Raw genomic sequence first — 16,793 nt, forward strand, 5'->3', positions numbered from 1 at the left:
GGCGCCCTGTTCCCTCCCCTGTCGGCCGGTTCCGTTCGGTGGGTGGAAAACCTGTTGCCTCCGACCACGTGACGACGCGAACCTGTCACGGTTTGTTGCCGTCGGCCGAACCCCCATCCCCCCTGACACGAGCCACTGGGACGTCATGCAGATTCAAGACCTTCCGTACCCCGACCCGGGCGTGCCGGACGCGCGTTCGGGTCCCCGATTCCTGTGGTGGCTCTTCCGCAATCAGCTGGACGGGCAGCTCAAGTCGCTGGCCTGGGGGCTGCTGCACTTCGCCTCCGTCGCCGCGCTGCCGTTCTGCGTCGGTGTCGCCGTCCAGGCCGTCGTCGACCGCTCCGGCGGGCAACTCGCCCTGGCGGGCGGCCTGCTGGTGCTGGCCTGCGTCGGCAACGCCGTCGGCGACACCTTCCTGCACCGCACCGCCGTCACCAACTGGATCACGGCCGCCGCCCGCGTCCAGCAACTGCTCGCCCGCAAGGCCGCCCAGTTGGGCTCGGCGCTGACCCGGCGCGTCGCGGCCGGTGAGGTCGTGGCCGTCTCCACGGGTGACGTCGAGAAGATCGGCTGGTTCGTGGAGGCCTGGTCGCGGTTCACCGCGGCTCTGGTCACCATCGTGCTGGTCTGCGCCGCACTGCTCGTCTACCAGCCCGCGCTCGGCGTGGTCGTCGCCGTGGGCCTGCCCGTGCTGGCCCTCGCCGTGCTGCCGCTGCTGCCCCGCGCCACCCGGCGTGCCGACGTGCAGCGCGAGAAGGCCGGACGCGCCACCGAACTTGCCTCGGACACCGTCGCCGGTCTGCGCGTGCTGCGCGGCATCGGCGGTGAGGAACTCTTCCTCGATCGCTACCGCCGCGCCTCCCAGGAGGTCCGGCACGCGGCGGTGCGCAGCGCCCGGATGTGGTCCCTGATCTCCGCGATCCAGGTCCTGCTGCCGGGGCTGCTGCTCATCGCCGTCGTCTGGTACGGCGTGCACCTGGCGCGCCAGGGCCGGATCACCGTCGGTGAACTGGTCACCGTCTACAGCTCGGTGATGGTCCTCACCTATCCGCTGCGGCACTTCGAGGAGATCGCCATGGCGTACTCCTTCTCCCGGCCGTCCGCCAAACGGGCCGCGGGCGTGCTGTCGCTGGAGCGGGCCACGGACACCGCCGGGTCACTTGGGGCCGGCCTCCCGTCCGGAGACCTGTACGACCCGGACACCGGGCTGCTCGCCGACGCCGGCCTGTTCACCGCCGTGGTGTGCGGCGACCCGGACGCGGCCGGCCGGCTGGCGGAACGGCTGGGCGGGCATCCTCCGCAGGAGGGCACCTCGGTACTGCTGGGCGGTGTGCCGCTCGACGAACTCCCGCTGGACTGTGCCCGTACGGCCGTCCTCGTCCAGGACAAGGACCCCGTGCTGCTGTCCGGCTCGCTGCGCGAACTGCTCGACGTACCCGCGTCGGGCGCTGTCGAACCGCGGGCTGCACTGGCCGCCGCGCAGTGCGACGACGTGCTGGCGGCGCTGGTGCAGGGGTCGGTGGACGCCGCCGACCCGATGGACGCCCGGATCACCGAACGCGGCCGTTCCCTGTCCGGCGGCCAGCGCCAGCGGCTCGCGCTCGCCCGGTCGCTGATCACGGACCCGGAGGTGCTCGTCCTGGACGAGCCGACCTCGGCCGTCGACTCGCACACCGAGGCGCGGATCGCGCAGGGCGTGCGGGAGCTGCGCGCGGGGCGCACGACCGTGGTGTTCACCTCCTCGCCGCTGCTGCTGGACCGCGCCGACCGGGTCGTGTTCCTGCACGACGGCGAGGTCGCGGCGACCGGCACGCATCGCGAGCTGCTGCACACCGAACCCGGCTACCGGGCCGTCGTCACCCGCGAGACGGACGACGAGGCCGCGCTGAGCGGTTCCGTCGCCCTGAAGGACGTACTGCAGGAACTGGAAGAGATCGAGGAGAAGGCATGATCGGCGTGGCGCCACCGGCGTACGACCCGGCGGCCCCGACGACGGCGAACACCCTGCCGGTCGGTGCCCCCACGACCGTCCGCGCCTACGTGGCCGAACTGCTGCGCCGGCACCGCCGGGCGTTCCTGCTGCTCGTCGGCGTCAACACGGTCGCCGTCGTCGCCTCGATGGCCGGTCCGTGGCTGCTGGGCGGAGTCGTGGAGCGGGTGTCCGACGGAGCGCGGGACCTGCGGCTGGAACTCACCGCGGGGCTGTTCGTGGCGGCGCTGGCCGTCCAGGCCCTGTTCGTCCGCCAGGTGCGGCTGCGCGGCGCGATGCTCGGCGAGCGGATGCTGGCCGACCTGCGCGAGGACTTCCTCGTACGGTCGGTCGGGCTGCCGCCCGGTGTGCTGGAGCGGGCCGGGACCGGCGATCTGCTGTCACGGATCACCACGGACATCGACCGGCTGGCCAACGCCATGCGCGAGGCCGTGCCGCAGTTGTCGATCGGCGTGGTGTGGGTGGTGCTGCTGATGGGCGGGCTGGTCGTCACGGCGCCGCCGCTGGCGCTCGCCGTGCTGCTCGCCCTGCCGCTGCTGATCGTCGGCTGCCGCTGGTACTTCCGGCGGGCACCGGCCGCCTACCGCTCGGAGGCCGCCGGGTACGCCGCCGTGGCCGCCGCGCTCGCCGAGACCGTGGACGCCGGGCGCACCGTCGAGGCGCACCGCCTCGGCGACCGGCGCGTCGCGTTGTCGGAGCGCCGGATCAGGGAATGGACGGCCTGGGAGCGCTACACGCTGTGGCTGCGGTCGGTCCTCTTCCCGGTCATCAACGTCACCCACGTGACCGTGCTGGCCTCGGTCCTCCTGGTCGGCGGCGTGTTCGCACTGCACGGCTGGATCGACGTCGGCCAGCTCACCACGGGCGCGCTGATCGCCCAGATGCTCGTCGACCCGGTGGGCATGATCCTGCGCTGGTACGACGAGCTCCAGGTGGCCCAGGTGTCGCTGGCCCGGCTCGTCGGGGTCCGGGACATCGAGCCGGACGCCGGCGACCCCTCCGTGTCCCCCGACGGACGCCATGTGCACGCCGACCGGGTGCACTTCGGCTACCTGGAGGGGGTGGACGTCCTGCGCAAGGTGTCCCTGCAGGTGTCCCCCGGCACCCGGCTGGCCCTGGTCGGCCCGTCGGGTGCGGGCAAGTCGACGCTGGGCCGGCTGCTCGCCGGCATCTACGCGCCCCGGGACGGCCGGATCACCCTGGGCAGCGCCGAGCTGTCCCGGATGCCGGCGGAGCGCGTTCGCGCCCATGTCGCCCTCGTCAACCAGGAGCACCACGTCTTCGTTGGCTCCCTGCGCGACAACCTCCGGCTCGCCCGGACCGGCGCCGGCGACGCCGAGCTGTGGGCGGCGCTGGGCGCGGTCGACGCGGACGACTGGGCCCGGGCGCTCGACGACGGGCTGGACACCGAGGTCGGCTCGGGCGGCCTGACGCTCACCCCCGCCCAGGCCCAGCAGATCGCCCTGGCCCGCCTGGTGCTGGCGGACCCGCACACCCTGGTGCTGGACGAGGCGACGTCCCTGCTCGACCCGCGCGCCGCCCGCCACCTGGAACGATCCCTCGCCAAGGTCCTCGACGGCCGCACCGTCGTCGCCATCGCCCACCGCCTCCACACCGCCCACGACGCGGACGTCATCGCCGTCGTCGAGAACGGCCGCATCAGCGAACTGGGCAGCCACGAGGAACTGGTGGCGGCGGACGGGGCGTATGCGGCGTTGTGGAGGTCCTGGCACGGGTGAGCGGGCTAGGGGCCCGGGACAGGCGGAACCGTGGGGTCCGTGGCGTTGCGCGGTCCTGAGCCGGGGTGGAAGGCTGGAATCAGGCACCGGCTCGGGGAACGCCCTGGAACCAGCGGTTCCGGGCGGCGCCAGTGCTCCGTGCGGCGGCGGCCCGGCGCGGGCACCGTTGAGAGCGGGCCCGTCCCCACCCCCTGGAGGTACCCGTGAACAGCTCCGACGGCTGGGGAGACGATGTCTACCAGCCGGACCAAGACGAGCAGAGGGAGGACACGGGGCTGCTCGACACCGAGGACACCCTGGAGAACGACGGCGTCGACGATCCCCTGGACCGGGGCTGGTCCCCTCCCGAGCGGCCCTGGGCCGTCGAGCACCTCGGCGTGACGGCGGCCGAGCGGCGGCGGGGGGAGACGCTGGACCAGCGGCTCGCCGAGGAGCTGCCGGAACCCGTCGCGCCGGACGGTGACGGTCTCGGGGACTGCCAGGGCACCGACGGGGAACTCCTGGACAACGAGGTCGGCGCCGCCCGCTCCGGCCGGCTGGTGGCCCCCGACGAGGGCGCGCACGAGGACGAGGAGAGCGCGCTGGTCGCCATGGACGTGGGCATCGACGGCGCGGCGGCGTCGGCCGAGGAGGCAGCCGTGCACATCGTCGACGAGGACACCCTGTCCGGCTGATCGCAAGCCCGACCCGAGCCGCACGAGGAGCATCCATGCAGCAGGACAAGCACCCCGACTACCACCCCGTCGTCTTCCGCGACCGGGCCGCCGGTTACGCGTTCCTGACCCGGTCCACCGCGACCAGCGACCAGACCATCGAGTGGGACGACGGCGAGACCTACCCGGTCGTGGACGTGGAGATCTCCTCGGAGAGCCACCCCTTCTACACGGGCAAGGCCCGCACGGTGGACTCGGAGGGCCGGGTCGCCGCGTTCGAGCGGCGGTACGGCGGCGGCTGAGCCTCGCCTGCAACGGTCCGGTCGGCGCTCAGATCACGTTGAGCGCCGCCGCGCAGCCCACCCCGCCGAGCAGCATGAACACCGGCATCAGCACCCTGAGCTCGACCCAGCTGCCCGCCCGGAACCGCATGACCTTCGGCGGCCCGACCGGGTACCAGCGCTTGCGCCCCACCGGTATGGGCCACAGGATCGGGCAGCCCGAGACGGTGAGCGCGTCCCCGAGGTCGTGCACGATCGCACCCAGCACGACCGGCAGCCCGAGCCAGAGGTACTCCTGGCCCGGCGCCGTGAACAGCCAGTCCGCGCCGTTGCCCGGCTTGTCCAGGACGCCCGCGAGGATCCACGCGGTGGCCGCGGCCAGCAGCCACACCAGGACGTCGCTGCTGGAGCCGCGCGCCGCCCGCCACAGCAGACCTTCGATGGCCAGCACCAAGTGCACGAAGAGGATCGCCAGCACTCCCCAGCGGTCGCTGGTGATCGCCACGACCGAGGTGCCCGCACCGATCAGGACCGCCCACAGCCAGGTGTGTGTGAGCGTCCGGTGCCCGCCGGAGCGACGCGGGTCGCCCTGCTTCTTGGTGGCCTTGTAGACGGCGTACGACAGCTTGTCGACGATCTCGCACAGCCAGCGCGACAGCGGTCCGAAGGACCGGGAGATGGTGGCCGCCTTGTGGTCGAGGTCCGGGGCGAGCGCGGCACCGGCGCAGATCAGGGCGCCGACGAGGAGGACCGGCCAGGGCATCGGGTGCCCGGCCGCGGCGGCCGCCGCACCGACGCCGAGCCAGGCGGCGGCGCCCGACAGTGAGTGTGCTGGTCCCATCATCGGCGTTGCCCGCCCCATTCCTCGTGTACCGCTGTCCAGTTGACCGGCGCCCTGACATCCCGTCGGCGACACAGCGTAGCGTTCGCGATCTTCGCGCCCGCAGCCGATTCCCGCATCGGGCGGGAGGCCAGGCAAGATGGGGGGCGTGACCCTCATCGATCAGCTGCCGCGGACCGCCGACCCCGACGCCCTGTACGAAGCCTTCGAGTCGTGGGCCGGTGAGCGGGGTCTCACGCTCTATCCCCACCAGGAGGAGGCGCTGATCGAGGTGGTCTCCGGCGCGAACGTGATCGTGTCGACGCCCACCGGGTCCGGCAAGAGCATGATCGCGGCGGGTGCGCACTTCGCCGCTCTGGCCCGGGACGAGGTCACCTTCTACACCGCCCCGATCAAGGCGCTGGTGTCGGAGAAGTTCTTCGAACTGTGCAAGATCTTCGGCACGGAGAACGTCGGCATGCTCACCGGCGACGCCTCCGTCAACGCCGACGCCCCCGTGATCTGCTGCACCGCCGAGGTGCTCGCGTCGATCGCGCTGCGCGACGGCAAGGACGCGGACGTCGGCCAGGTCGTGATGGACGAGTTCCACTTCTACGCGGAGGGCGACCGCGGCTGGGCGTGGCAGATCCCGATCCTGGAGCTGCCGCAGGCGCAGTTCGTGCTGATGTCGGCGACGCTCGGCGACGTCTCCTTCTTCGAGAAGGACCTCACCCGCCGCACCGGCCGCCCGACCGCGGTGGTCCGCTCGGCGACCCGTCCCGTGCCCCTGTCGTACGAGTACCGGTACACGCCGCTCACGGAGACGCTCACCGACCTGCTGGCGGCCCGGCAGGCACCCGTCTACATCGTGCACTTCACGCAGGCGCAGGCCGTGGAGCGGGCGCAGGCGCTGATGAGCATCAACATGTGCTCGCGGGAGGAGAAGGAGCAGATCGCCGAGCTGATCGGCAACTTCCGCTTCACCACCAAGTTCGGCCGCAACCTCTCCCGCTACGTCCGGCACGGCATCGGCGTCCACCACGCCGGCATGCTGCCCAAGTACCGCCGCCTGGTGGAGAAGCTGGCGCAGGCCGGCCTGCTGAAGGTCATCTGCGGCACGGACACCCTGGGCGTGGGCGTCAACGTGCCCATCCGCACGGTGCTGTTCACGGCCCTCACCAAGTACGACGGCACCCGCGTACGCACCCTGCGCGCCCGGGAGTTCCACCAGATCGCGGGGCGCGCCGGGCGGGCCGGTTACGACACGGAGGGCTTCGTCGTCGCGCAGGCGCCCGAGCACGTCGTCGAGAACGAGAAGGCCCTCGCCAAGGCCGGTGACGATCCGAAGAAGCGCCGCAAGGTCGTCCGCAAGAAGGCCCCCGAGGGCTTCGTCGCGTGGTCGGAGCAGACCTTCGAGAAGCTCATCGCCTCCGAACCGGAGCCGCTGACCTCCCGGTTCCGGGTGACGCACACGATGCTGCTGTCGGTGATCGCCCGCCCCGGCAACGCCTTCGAGGCGATGCGCCACCTGCTGGAGGACAACCACGAGCCGCGCAAGCAGCAGTTGCGGCACATCCGCCGGGCCATCGCGATCTACCGTTCGCTGCTGGACGGCGGCATCGTCGAGAAGCTCGACGAGCCGGACGCGACCGGCCGCATCGTCCGCCTCACCGTCGACCTCCAGCAGGACTTCGCGCTCAACCAGCCGTTGTCCACGTTCGCACTGGCCGCGTTCGAGCTGCTGGACCCCGAATCGCCGTCGTACGCGCTCGACATGGTGTCCGTGGTGGAGTCCACCCTGGACGACCCGCGGCAGATCCTCGCCGCCCAGCAGAACAAGGCGCGCGGCGAGGCCGTGGCCGCGATGAAGGCGGACGGCGTCGAGTACGAGGAGCGCATGGAGCGCCTCCAGGACATCACGTACCCGAAGCCGCTGGAGGAGCTGCTCTTCCACGCGTACAACACGTACCGCAAGAGCCACCCCTGGGTCGGTGACCATCCGCTGTCGCCGAAGTCGGTCATCCGCGACATGTACGAACGGGCGCTGTCGTTCACCGAGTTGGTGTCCCACTACGAGCTGGCCCGCACCGAGGGCATCGTGCTGCGCTACCTCGCCAGCGCCTACAAGGCCCTCGACCACACCGTCCCGGACGACCTCAAGTCCGAGGACCTCGAGGACCTGATCGAGTGGCTGGGCGAGATGGTGCGCCAGGTCGACTCCAGCCTGCTGGACGAGTGGGAGCAGCTCGCCAACCCGGAGGAGATGACCGCCGAGGAGGCCCAGGAGAAGGCCGACGAGGTCAAACCGGTCACCGCCAACGCGCGTGCCTTCCGCGTCCTGGTCCGCAACGCCATGTTCCGCCGGGTCGAGCTCGCCGCCCTGGACCAGGTCGGGGAACTGGGCGAGATGGACGCGGAGTCCGGCTGGGACGCCGACGCGTGGGGCGAGGCGATGGACAAGTACTGGGACGAGTACGACGACCTCGGCACCGGCCCCGACGCCCGCGGCCCCAAGCTGCTGCTCATCGAGGAGGAGCCGGAGAACGCCCTGTGGCGGGTCCGGCAGATCTTCCACGATCCCAACGGCGACCACGACTGGGGCATCAGCGCGGAGGTCGACCTCACCGCCTCCGACGCGGAGGGCCGCGCGGTCGTCCGGGTCACCGACGTCGGCCAGCTGTGAACGGCCGGGCAGCAGCGAGCACAGGAGAATCCCACCGATGACGACGAACCCGGCCGAGAGACTGGTCGACCTGCTCGATCTGGAGCAGATCGAGGTCAACATCTTCCGTGGCCGCAGCCCGCAGGAATCCCTCCAGCGGGTGTTCGGCGGCCAGGTGGCGGGCCAGGCCATGGTCGCCGCCGGCCGCACCACGGACGGTGACCGTCCCGTGCACTCGCTGCACGCGTACTTCCTGCGCCCGGGCATCCCGGGCGTGCCGATCGTCTACCAGGTCGAGCGGGTGCGCGACGGGCGGTCGTTCACGACCCGCCGGGTCACGGCCGTGCAGCAGGGCCGTACGATCTTCAATCTCACCGCCTCCTTCCACAAGCCGGAGGAGGGCGGCTTCGAGCACCAGCTGCCGCCCGCCCGCAAGGTCCCGGACCCGGAGTCCCTGCCCACGGTCACGGACGAGATCCGGGAGCATCTGGGCGCGCTGCCCGAGCAGTTGGAGCGGATGGCCCGCCGCCAGCCCTTCGACATCCGCTATGTGGACCGGCTGCGCTGGACCACCGAGGAGGTCGCGGACGCCGAGCCGCGCAGCGCCGTGTGGATGCGCGCGGTCGGGCCGCTCGGCGACGACCCGCTCGTGCACACCTGCGCCCTCACCTACGCCAGCGACATGACCCTCCTGGACGCCGTCCGCATCCCGGTCGAGCCGCTGTGGGGCCCGCGGGGCTTCGACATGGCGTCCCTGGACCACGCCATGTGGTTCCACCGCCCGTTCCGCGCGGACGACTGGCTGCTGTACGACCAGGAGTCGCCGATCGCGGTGGGCGGCAGGGGCCTGGCACGTGGGCGGATCTACGACCGCGAGGGGCAACTGGTCGTTTCGGTCGTTCAGGAGGGGCTCTTCCGCAGGCTGGGCTGATCTCCCACGAGGCCGATGTCCCCGCCGACCGCGTTGGAGCCGACGAGGACGTCGACGTGCCGTCAGCCCCGTCGGACCGCGCCGAGCTGGGCTCGGTGCAGGCCGGGGGCGGCAAACCGCTGCGCCACCGTGCGCAGCACGCGAGCCATGGCCTGCGCGGGCGGGGTGGCGGGGCGGGCTTGGGCGCGGGTGAGGAGGATGCGGCGGGTGGGGGCGGGCACGTCGGAGGCGAACGGCAGGAGGCGGACGTCGCTGCGGCGGCTGGTGAGGGCAAGGCGGGGCGCGAGGGCGATGCCGAGTCCGGCGGCGACCATGGCCTGGGCCTCCTGGTAGTCGTGCGAGGAGTAGGCGATGCGCGGCTCGAACCCTGCCTGACGGCAGCTGCGGCGCAGGACGTCGGCGACGGGATGGTTGTCGGCACGAATGATCCACTCCTGGTCCGCGAGGTCGCCGAGGCGCACGGAGGGGCGTGCGCGCAACGGTGAGTCGGCGGGAACGACCAGCACCGTGGGGTCGTCGAGGAGGTGGGTCAGCGTGAGCGCCGGATCGTCGAGGCGGTTCCATTCGTAGTCCCAGAGCAGGGCCTGCTCCACCTCGCCGGTGTGCAGCATCTCGCGGAGCTCCGCGAGGACCCCGGCGCGTACCTCGATACGGACGCCGGCGTGGCGGCGGCGAAATCGGGTGAGCGCGAGCGGCAGCAGGGAGGCGCTCGCCGTGGGGAAGGAACCGAGCCGCAGCGTGCCCTGGTCGAGGGCGGTGAAGGAGTCCAGGTCGGCCTGAGCCGCGCGCAGTTCGCGGCGGATCCTCTGCCCGCGTTCGGCCAGTGCGGCGCCCGCCGGGGTGGGGCGGATACCGCGCGGCAGCCGCTCGATCAGTGGCTGCCCGGCCTCCTGCTCCAGCAGAGACATCTGCTGGGAGGCGGCGGAGGTGGTCATGCCCAGCGCCTCCGCCGCGGCGGTGAGCGAGCCGCGCTCGGTGGCCTCGGTGAGCAGCAGCAGGCGGCGTACGTTCAACATAACGCCGACTTTAGCTCGGCTAAACCCTGGTGAAGCGAACTGCGATTGTTCGCAAGTCACGCCTCTGCGAAGGTCTTCGCCATCGCCGGAGCGGTTCACCGGGCCGCAACCCGCCCGCAACCCGCCTTCCCGGCCCCTCCGCCCCTTTGATCACGGAAGAGCCTCAGACGTGCACACTCCCGCGACCCTGGTGCGTGGCGGCACCAGCAAGTGCTGGCTGTTCAACCAGGTACATGTCCCCGCCGACCGCGCCGAGTTGGAGAAGATGCTGGTCGCCGCGTATGGCGCCGGCGACCCCGTGGAACTGGACGGGGTGGGCGGGGCCACCCCCACCACCTCCAAGGCGGCGATCGTCAGCGCCTCGCCCGAGCCCGGGGTGGACGTCGACTACCTCTTCGCCCAGGTCGGCATCGGCACGGGCGCGGTGGAGTGGACGAGCAACTGCGGCAACTGCGCCACCGGCGTCGCGCTGTACGCGGTGGCGAAGGGCATGGTGCCGATCACCGGTGACCGGACGCGTGTGGTGATGCGCAACACCAACACCGGAGCGGTCCTCGAGGGACTCGTGGACACCACCGGAGGCGTGGTGCACCACTTCGGCCGGCAGACCGTCCCCGGCACCCGCGCCGGCGGTGTCGCCGTCGGCCTCACCTTCCGTGAACCGGCAGGCGGCACGACCGGTTTACTGCTTCCCACCGGCCGGGCCGCAGAGGAACTGCGGGTCGGCACCGCCGGGCCGGTACGGGTGAGCATGGTGGACGCCGGGGCCCCGGTCGTCCTCGTCGACGCCGGCAGCGCCGGTCGCACCGGTGCCGAGACGCTGGAGCGCATGCAGGCGGAGGTCCCCTGGCTGCGCACGGTGCGGCATGCCGCCGCGCCTCTGATGGGCCTGTTCGAACCGGGGCTCCATCCGGGTGCGGAACCCGGCGACGCAGTACCCAAGGTGGGCCTGGTCGGTCCCCCGGTGCCGTACACCACCACTCTCGGCGAACGCGTCGCCTCCGAGGACTACGACATCTCGGTGCGCATGCTCACCATGAACGCCCCCCACCCGGCGGTCGGCCTGACCTCCGCCGTCGCCGTCGCGGCGGCGGGGTTGCTGGAGGACTCCGTGGTCTCCCGGGCCGCCGGAGGTCCCACCGACGAGTGGCTGCGCCTCGGCACCCCCGCCGGCGTGGTCGCGGTCCGCTGCACGGACGTGGCGGACGGCCTGCCTCGCCGCGTCACCGTGCAGCGGGCGGCGCGGCTGCTGGCCGACGCACGCATCTACGTACCGGAAACGGGCAGCCCGCAAGCCGCCTGAACCGGGACGACCGTCACCTCGGGCAGCCGGTCCCCCAGCCGTCCGCACCGGGATTCCCTCGCGCCCTCGGGGCGCGCCACCCCGTCCCCACCGCACCAAGGACAATGATGTCTGCTGAAGTGATATCCATAGGCGCGCTGCTGGTGATGTTCGTGGTCGGCACCGTGCTGCCGATCAACCTGGGCATCCTCGCCTTCGTCGCCACCTTCGCGGTCGGCACCGCCTCGCTCGGCCTCACCGAGGACGAGATCTTCGAGGGATTCCCGGCGAAGCTGTTCGTCACCATCGTCGGGGTCACCTACCTGTTCTCCGTCGCCCGCCGCAACGGCACCATCGACTGGCTCGTCGCGGCCGGGGTACGGCTGGTGCGCGGCAAGACCGCGCTGATCCCCTGGGTGCTGTTCCTGGTCGCCGCGCTGCTGACGGCGTTCGGCACCTTCACCCCGGCGGCGGTCGCGATCCTCGCACCGATCGGCATGAACTTCGCCTACCGCTACAAGCTCAACCCGCTGGTGGTCGGCATGATGGTGATCAGCGGCGGACACGCGGGCGCGTTCTCCCCGCTCGCCGTCTCCGGTGCGCTGGTGCTGGGACTGGTCGACAAGACGGAGCTGCACGTCTCCGCCGTGGCGCTGTTCAGCGCCAGCTTCCTGATCAACCTGGTGCTGTCGGTCCTCACGTACGTGCTGCTCGCCAAGCGCCCCGTGCCACTGGCCGAGGGAGTCGCGGAGACAGCCGACGACGATCTCACCGTCTCCGGCAGGCTCGACTGGCGCCAGTGGCTCACCCTCGCCTGTCTGGTCGCCCTCGTGGTCGGCGCGCTCGGCTTCCATCTGGAGATCGGCTTCCTGGCCCTGGCGGCCGGCGCCCTGCTGGCCCTGGTGGACATGAAGCGGCAGGAGCGGGCCGTGGACGGTGTGAGCTGGTCCACCCTGCTGCTGGTCGCGGGCATGATGACGTACATCGCGATGCTGGAGAAGGCCGGCGTCATCGAGGAGATCTCCGAACGGGCCGCCGGCCTGGGCGCCCCGCTCGTCGTCGCCCTCCTGCTGTGCTTCACCGTGGCCATCACGTCCGCCTTCGCCTCCTCCACCGCGATCCTCACCGCGATCATCCCCATCGCCGTGCCGCTGCTGCTCTCCAGCCACCTCAGCGCCGCCGGGCTGATCGCCGCTCTCGCCGTCTCCACGACGATCGTCGACACCTCCCCCTTCTCCACCAACGGCGCACTCGTGCTGAGCAACGCGCGCGGGGTCGACGCCCGCCGCTTCTACCGCCAGATCATTGGCTACACCGGCGGCATCGTCGCTCTCGGCCCCGTCGTCGCCTGGGGTGCTCTGGTCCTGCCCTGGTCGTAGCGCACGGGACGACGACAGGACAGAGTGCGCCGAGCGTGGTCACACCACGCTCGGCGCGCTCCGCACCAGCCTCGGAACATGGTCCAGACTGATGCGTATGCTGCATGAATATATGCCGGTTCGATGCTGGACGCCGATCGGCTGTCCCTCGGAGACTCTCGCGTAGCACGTCCGTACCGCGCCCCATCGCACCCTCCCCCGCAGGAAGCCCAGGCCACCGGACGACGCGAAGAGGACTCATGCCGAGGATCACCAGACGTAGGGCACTCACCATAGCCGCGAGTGCCGTCACGACGACGGCGGTAACGCCGGTGCCGACCGCTGCGGCGGCCGACGCCATGACAGCGGGGCGGCCCCGCACGCCCCGGCTCAACCCGGTTCTGCGGTGTGACCTGCTCACGCAGGTCACACCGAGGCACAACTGGCTGGTGACGGCCGTCGCCATCCGGTACGCGGCACCCATCGACACGCGCGGTGGCGTGATCCCGCCCTCCGCGTTCCACGTCACCGCGACCGTGGGCAGACAGACCGCGGCCCGCACGGTGACCCGCGTCTACACGAACTCAGCAGCCGAGGTGGACGAGCGGGCCGACCCCGGACGCCCGGGCGACCACCTGATCATCGAGCTGGATCTCCGCGACGCCAACGCGCGGGCCTCCGGGGCGACCGACCCGCTTCCCCTCGACCGCGCCTACGCGGTCAGGCAGGTGGCTGATGTCACGGCGCGCGGCAGCGGCCCGGTGCTCGCCGCGCATCCGTTCGCCATCCGGAACGATGGAGTGCGCACGCCCGTCGTGGACGGCTTCGGCGCCGGATCGTTCACCGACTCCACCGGATTCGGCCTGGACTTCCGCTTCCATCAGCCGGCGGGGTACCTACGGCGCCCCGGGGCGGGCACCCGGTACCCGCTCGTGGTCACCCTGCACGGCGGCGGCGAGGTCGCCGACAACAACATGACCCAGCTCACCGCCAACCGGATCGCGGTCGCCTTCGCCGAGCCCCAACGCCAGTACAAGAACCCGGCATTCGTGCTCGCCCCGCAGATCCCGCTGCCCCGCCCCATGGAGGGGCCGGACGGCACGGACTGGACCGACGCCAAGGTGCAGCGCGCGCTGGTCGAGCTCATCGACGCCGTCACGGCCGAGTACCCGGTCGACGCGGACCGGCTCTATCTCGTCGGCCTGTCGTCCGGGGCGCGGGGAATTCTCCACCTGCTCCCCCAACAGCCCCGCAGGTACGCCGCGGCCGTCGCCACCGCCGGCTGGGGGGACCCCTCCGCCATGGAGAGGATCACACACATCCCGCTGTGGGCCGACCATTCCGTCGACGACCCCGTCGTCCCCTACAAAGACGGGCGCTTCGGCAAACCAGGGACCTGGACGCTGATGAACGCGCTGGAGAACGCCGGCGCCAAGGTCACCCGCGGGGAATGGGGCAACGACTTGCCCCAGGAGCAGTTCGAGGCCCACTCCCGGGCCCTGCTGCGCCGGGCCCGCCGTACGGGCAGCCATGTGCTGTTCACCAGCTACCCGGCCGGCACAACGCCGGTGAACCCGCACGGGTCCTGGGCGCAGACGTACGAGAACGACGTCGTGATCGACTGGCTCTTCGAGCAGTCGCGCTGACCGGCCGGACCTCCCCTGTCCACGACACCCTGTCCGGCACCCGTGGGCCGGACGCGGCGGTGACGACCGCCTGACTCCACCACCAGCTCCGAGATGTGACCGTACCGACCGGGATCTTCAAGCTGGGCTGACCCGCGCGCTACGGGCGGCGGGTCGGTCGCCCGCACGCCTCCGATCGCGCACGTGCGCCGCCCCGGCGACCATGGCAGGAGGAGGCACCGCCGGCGTCACGCCCTCGCCGATCCGGGAGGTGGCCACGCTGCACACCGTGCTCCCCGTCGTCTTCGCGGTCTGCGCGGCCCTCAGCAACGCCGTCGCGACGGTGTTGCAGCGCAAGGCGGCGCTCACCGTGCCGAGCTCCCAGGGGCTCCGGGCCGGACTGATCGCCGACCTGCTGCGCCGGCCCGTCTGGCTGGCCGGCATCGTCGCGGTGATCGGCGCCGCCGTCTGCCAGGCGCTGGCGCTGGCGACCGGGCCGCTGACGATCGTGCAGCCGCTGTTCGTGCTGGAGCTGCCGCTGACCCTCATCGTCGCGTCGCTGCTGATGCGCCGGCATCTGCCGCGCACGGGCTGGCTGGCCGTGACAGTGGTGGTGGCCGGCCTGGCGGTCGCACTCGCCGCCGCGTCCCCCACCGGCAACCGCACCCATGTGGAGCTGGACCGCTGGATCCCCGCGCTCGCCGTGTGCGCGGGGGCGGTCGCCGGCCTGGCTGTCGCCGCCCTGCGACGCCCGGAGGGCCGGGCCCGGGCGGCGTGTCTGGGTGCCGCGACGGCGATCAGCTACGCGGTGACCGCGGCGCTGATGAAAACCGCCACCCACGTCCTCGAGGAGCAGGGACTCGTGGGCTTCCTCACCGCCTGGCAGACCTACGCGTTCGCCGCGACCGGCGTGTGCGCACTGTTCCTGCTGGAGAACGCGATGCAGGCCGGCCCGCTGGTCGCATCGCAGCCCGCGCTCACCCTCGGGGACGCGATGGTGAGCCTCGCACTCGGCATCACGCTGTACGAGGAGACGGTCCGCACCGGGTGGTGGCTGCTGCCCCAGCTGTTCGGTGTCGCGCTGATCGCCGCGGGCGTCTTCGCCCTGGCGCGCATTCCGTTCACCCGGTCGCTCGTGGCACCGGATGAGGAAGACCGAGTTGCGGGAGTGCCCTGAGGAGGAATGAGGACACCTCCGGACGTCTCAGCGCTGGCCGGCCCGCCGGCTGACCTGGCCTCCGGCGACTGACCGGCCCCGGCCGGATCAGCCGTCCGGCTGGCACCGCGGGCACCACACCGTGCCACGGCCCGCCATCCGGGACCGGCGCAGGCCGCTGCCGCAGCGCGGGCACCTGGGGTCGGGGTCGTCGCGATGTCCGGTGAGCCAGGAGTCACGCGGCGGCACGCACCCGGCGTCGACGGCGGACCGCAGGGTTCTGCGCATCTCGCTGTACAGGCGGCGGCGGTCGTCCTGGGTGAGCTCCCGCGCCCGGCGGTCGGGACGCAGCCGGGCGCGCCAGAGGATCTCGTCGGCGAGCAGATTGCCGAGGCCGGCCAGGACGGACTGGTCGGTGAGCGCGGTCTTCAGGTGCCCGCGGCGCGACGAGAGCACGGCCTCGAACTCCGCGCGGTCCACCGCCATCGCGTCGGGTCCCTGCCGCCGAAGCAGCCGGTCGAGGTCGAAGTCGTCGTGGGCCAGCCACAGGCCCTGGAGTTTGCGCTGGTCACGAAAGCGCAGCTGACGGTTGCCGCTCAGCGTGAACAGCACACGGTCATGGGCTTCGACGGCGTCCTCGGGACGACCGCAGACCAGTCGGCCGGTCATGCCGAAGTGCAGCACGAGGGTGGGGCCGCCGGTGCGGGCGAGCAGCCACTTGCCGTGCCGCTCCGGTGTGCCGAACCGCCGTCCCTCCAGGGCGTCACGCAGGCCCCGCACCCCGACGCCGTGCAGGACGCCCGCGTCCCGCACCTCGACGCGCCGCACGACGCGTCCCTTCGCACAGGACTCGAGCACCTGCCGGAAGCCCTCGACATCGGGCAGCTCGGGCATGACCTGCGGGTCAGGTTTCCTGGAGGACGGACAGCACGTTCCCCGCCGGATCGGTGAACCAGGCGATCAGCGGGCCACCGCCGCGGAAGATGCCCTTGTCGTCCGCCTTGAGGTGGTCATAGCGCTCGAAACGCACCCCCTTTCTTCTCAGCTCGTCGACCGCCGCATCGATGTCGTCGACGGGGAAGTTCAGGACGGTGTACGTCGCCGGGGTGTGGTCCGGCTTGGGGTAGACCAGGATGTCCCGGTCACCCGCGATGTGCAGGAACAGCATGCCGTTCTCTTCCGACACCCGGAGTCCGAGCGTGTCGCCGTAGAACGTCCTGGCCGCTTCGATGTCGTTCACTGAGAACCCGCTGAACGCCTTGCTCGTACCGAACATGATT

14 protein-coding genes are annotated in these 16,793 nt (G+C 71.8%); 10 read left to right on the forward strand and 4 right to left on the reverse strand.

The window, feature by feature from the left end:
* The first annotated feature begins 145 nt into the window (after window positions 1-145).
* From GTY47_RS36320 to GTY47_RS36335, 4 genes are all read left to right on the forward strand, one after another.
* On the forward strand, window positions 146-1,951 hold the full coding sequence (locus GTY47_RS36320) for an ABC transporter ATP-binding protein (RefSeq protein ID WP_010040930.1): 1,806 nt from the start codon (window positions 146-148) through the stop codon (window positions 1,949-1,951).
* Complete coding sequence (locus GTY47_RS36325; protein WP_010040931.1) at window positions 1,948-3,729, forward strand: ABC transporter ATP-binding protein; 1,782 nt, start codon at window positions 1,948-1,950, stop codon at window positions 3,727-3,729. Before GTY47_RS36320 ends, GTY47_RS36325 begins: the two co-directional genes overlap by 4 nt.
* A gap of 203 nt (window positions 3,730-3,932) precedes the next feature.
* Window positions 3,933-4,403: a DUF5709 domain-containing protein gene (locus tag GTY47_RS36330; protein WP_010040932.1), complete on the forward strand. Its 471-nt coding sequence runs from the start codon at window positions 3,933-3,935 to the stop codon at window positions 4,401-4,403.
* Window positions 4,404-4,438: 35 nt separating this feature from the next.
* The gene (locus GTY47_RS36335) at window positions 4,439-4,684 is read left to right on the forward strand and encodes a type B 50S ribosomal protein L31 (RefSeq protein WP_010040933.1); all 246 of its coding nucleotides are present in this window, start codon (window positions 4,439-4,441) and stop codon (window positions 4,682-4,684) included.
* A gap of 28 nt (window positions 4,685-4,712) precedes the next feature.
* On the opposite strand, the gene GTY47_RS36340 is transcribed toward GTY47_RS36335, so the two are convergent.
* A complete protein-coding gene (locus GTY47_RS36340) occupies window positions 4,713-5,507 on the reverse strand; it encodes a metal-dependent hydrolase (RefSeq protein ID WP_010040935.1) in 795 nt (264 codons plus the stop codon).
* Between the two features lie 145 nt (window positions 5,508-5,652).
* Between GTY47_RS36340 and GTY47_RS36345 the strand changes: the two genes are divergently transcribed.
* Both GTY47_RS36345 and GTY47_RS36350 read left to right on the forward strand, forming a co-directional pair.
* Entirely contained in the window at window positions 5,653-8,166 is a 2,514-nt protein-coding gene (locus tag GTY47_RS36345) for a DEAD/DEAH box helicase (RefSeq protein WP_010040937.1), read from the forward strand.
* Window positions 8,167-8,203: 37 nt separating this feature from the next.
* Entirely contained in the window at window positions 8,204-9,076 is an 873-nt protein-coding gene (locus GTY47_RS36350) for an acyl-CoA thioesterase II (RefSeq protein ID WP_010040939.1), read from the forward strand.
* Between the two features lie 62 nt (window positions 9,077-9,138).
* Here the strand turns inward: GTY47_RS36350 and GTY47_RS36355 are convergent, their stop codons facing one another.
* Window positions 9,139-10,092 (reverse strand): LysR family transcriptional regulator, encoded by a 954-nt coding sequence (locus GTY47_RS36355; protein ID WP_010040942.1) that lies wholly within the window; start codon window positions 10,090-10,092, stop codon window positions 9,139-9,141.
* A gap of 169 nt (window positions 10,093-10,261) precedes the next feature.
* Here GTY47_RS36355 and GTY47_RS36360 point away from each other — a divergent pair, with 169 nt between their 5' ends.
* The 4 genes from GTY47_RS36360 to GTY47_RS36375 all read left to right on the forward strand — a co-directional run bounded on the left by GTY47_RS36360 (window position 10,262) and on the right by GTY47_RS36375 (window position 15,534).
* Window positions 10,262-11,395 carry a PrpF domain-containing protein gene (locus GTY47_RS36360; protein ID WP_010040943.1) on the forward strand — a complete coding sequence of 378 codons (1,134 nt, stop codon included), beginning with the start codon at window positions 10,262-10,264 and terminating at the stop codon, window positions 11,393-11,395.
* A gap of 107 nt (window positions 11,396-11,502) precedes the next feature.
* Window positions 11,503-12,753, forward strand: a complete 1,251-nt coding sequence (locus GTY47_RS36365; protein ID WP_173937326.1) for an SLC13 family permease — start codon at window positions 11,503-11,505, stop codon at window positions 12,751-12,753.
* Window positions 12,754-13,064: 311 nt separating this feature from the next.
* Window positions 13,065-14,378, forward strand: coding sequence for a prolyl oligopeptidase family serine peptidase (locus GTY47_RS36370; protein WP_010040947.1), 1,314 nt, complete (start codon window positions 13,065-13,067; stop codon window positions 14,376-14,378).
* Between the two features lie 259 nt (window positions 14,379-14,637).
* Window positions 14,638-15,534, forward strand: coding sequence for a DMT family transporter (locus GTY47_RS36375; protein ID WP_029181246.1), 897 nt, complete (start codon window positions 14,638-14,640; stop codon window positions 15,532-15,534).
* 87 nt (window positions 15,535-15,621) lie between these two features.
* Here GTY47_RS36375 and GTY47_RS36380 read toward each other — a convergent pair whose 3' ends face one another.
* Together GTY47_RS36380 and GTY47_RS36385 are read right to left on the reverse strand one after the other, a co-directional pair.
* Window positions 15,622-16,407 (reverse strand): DNA-formamidopyrimidine glycosylase family protein, encoded by a 786-nt coding sequence (locus GTY47_RS36380; protein WP_010040952.1) that lies wholly within the window; start codon window positions 16,405-16,407, stop codon window positions 15,622-15,624.
* A 10-nt stretch (window positions 16,408-16,417) separates the two neighbouring features.
* A complete protein-coding gene (locus tag GTY47_RS36385; RefSeq protein WP_010040954.1) occupies window positions 16,418-16,789 on the reverse strand; it encodes a VOC family protein in 372 nt (123 codons plus the stop codon).
* Window positions 16,790-16,793 lie beyond the last annotated feature (4 nt).

This window comes from Streptomyces sp. SID5464 (genome assembly GCF_009862985.1).
GTDB classification, from domain to species: domain Bacteria; phylum Actinomycetota; class Actinomycetes; order Streptomycetales; family Streptomycetaceae; genus Streptomyces; species Streptomyces chartreusis_D.

Bases quoted from the DNA above. Each gene is read 5' to 3' on its own strand.
- GTY47_RS36325 (WP_010040931.1), top strand. From the start codon at position 1,948: ATGATCGGCGTGGCGCCACCGGCGTACGACCCGGCGGCCCCGACGACG.
- GTY47_RS36335 (WP_010040933.1), top strand. From the start codon at position 4,439: ATGCAGCAGGACAAGCACCCCGACTACCACCCCGTCGTCTTCCGCGAC.
- GTY47_RS36350 (WP_010040939.1), top strand. From the start codon at position 8,204: ATGACGACGAACCCGGCCGAGAGACTGGTCGACCTGCTCGATCTGGAG.
- GTY47_RS36320 (WP_010040930.1), top strand. From the start codon at position 146: ATGCAGATTCAAGACCTTCCGTACCCCGACCCGGGCGTGCCGGACGCG.
- GTY47_RS36380 (WP_010040952.1), bottom strand. From the start codon at position 16,407: ATGCCCGAGCTGCCCGATGTCGAGGGCTTCCGGCAGGTGCTCGAGTCC.
- GTY47_RS36365 (WP_173937326.1), top strand. From the start codon at position 11,503: ATGTCTGCTGAAGTGATATCCATAGGCGCGCTGCTGGTGATGTTCGTG.
- GTY47_RS36340 (WP_010040935.1), bottom strand. From the start codon at position 5,507: ATGATGGGACCAGCACACTCACTGTCGGGCGCCGCCGCCTGGCTCGGC.
- GTY47_RS36355 (WP_010040942.1), bottom strand. From the start codon at position 10,092: ATGTTGAACGTACGCCGCCTGCTGCTGCTCACCGAGGCCACCGAGCGC.
- GTY47_RS36385 (WP_010040954.1), bottom strand. From the start codon at position 16,789: ATGTTCGGTACGAGCAAGGCGTTCAGCGGGTTCTCAGTGAACGACATC.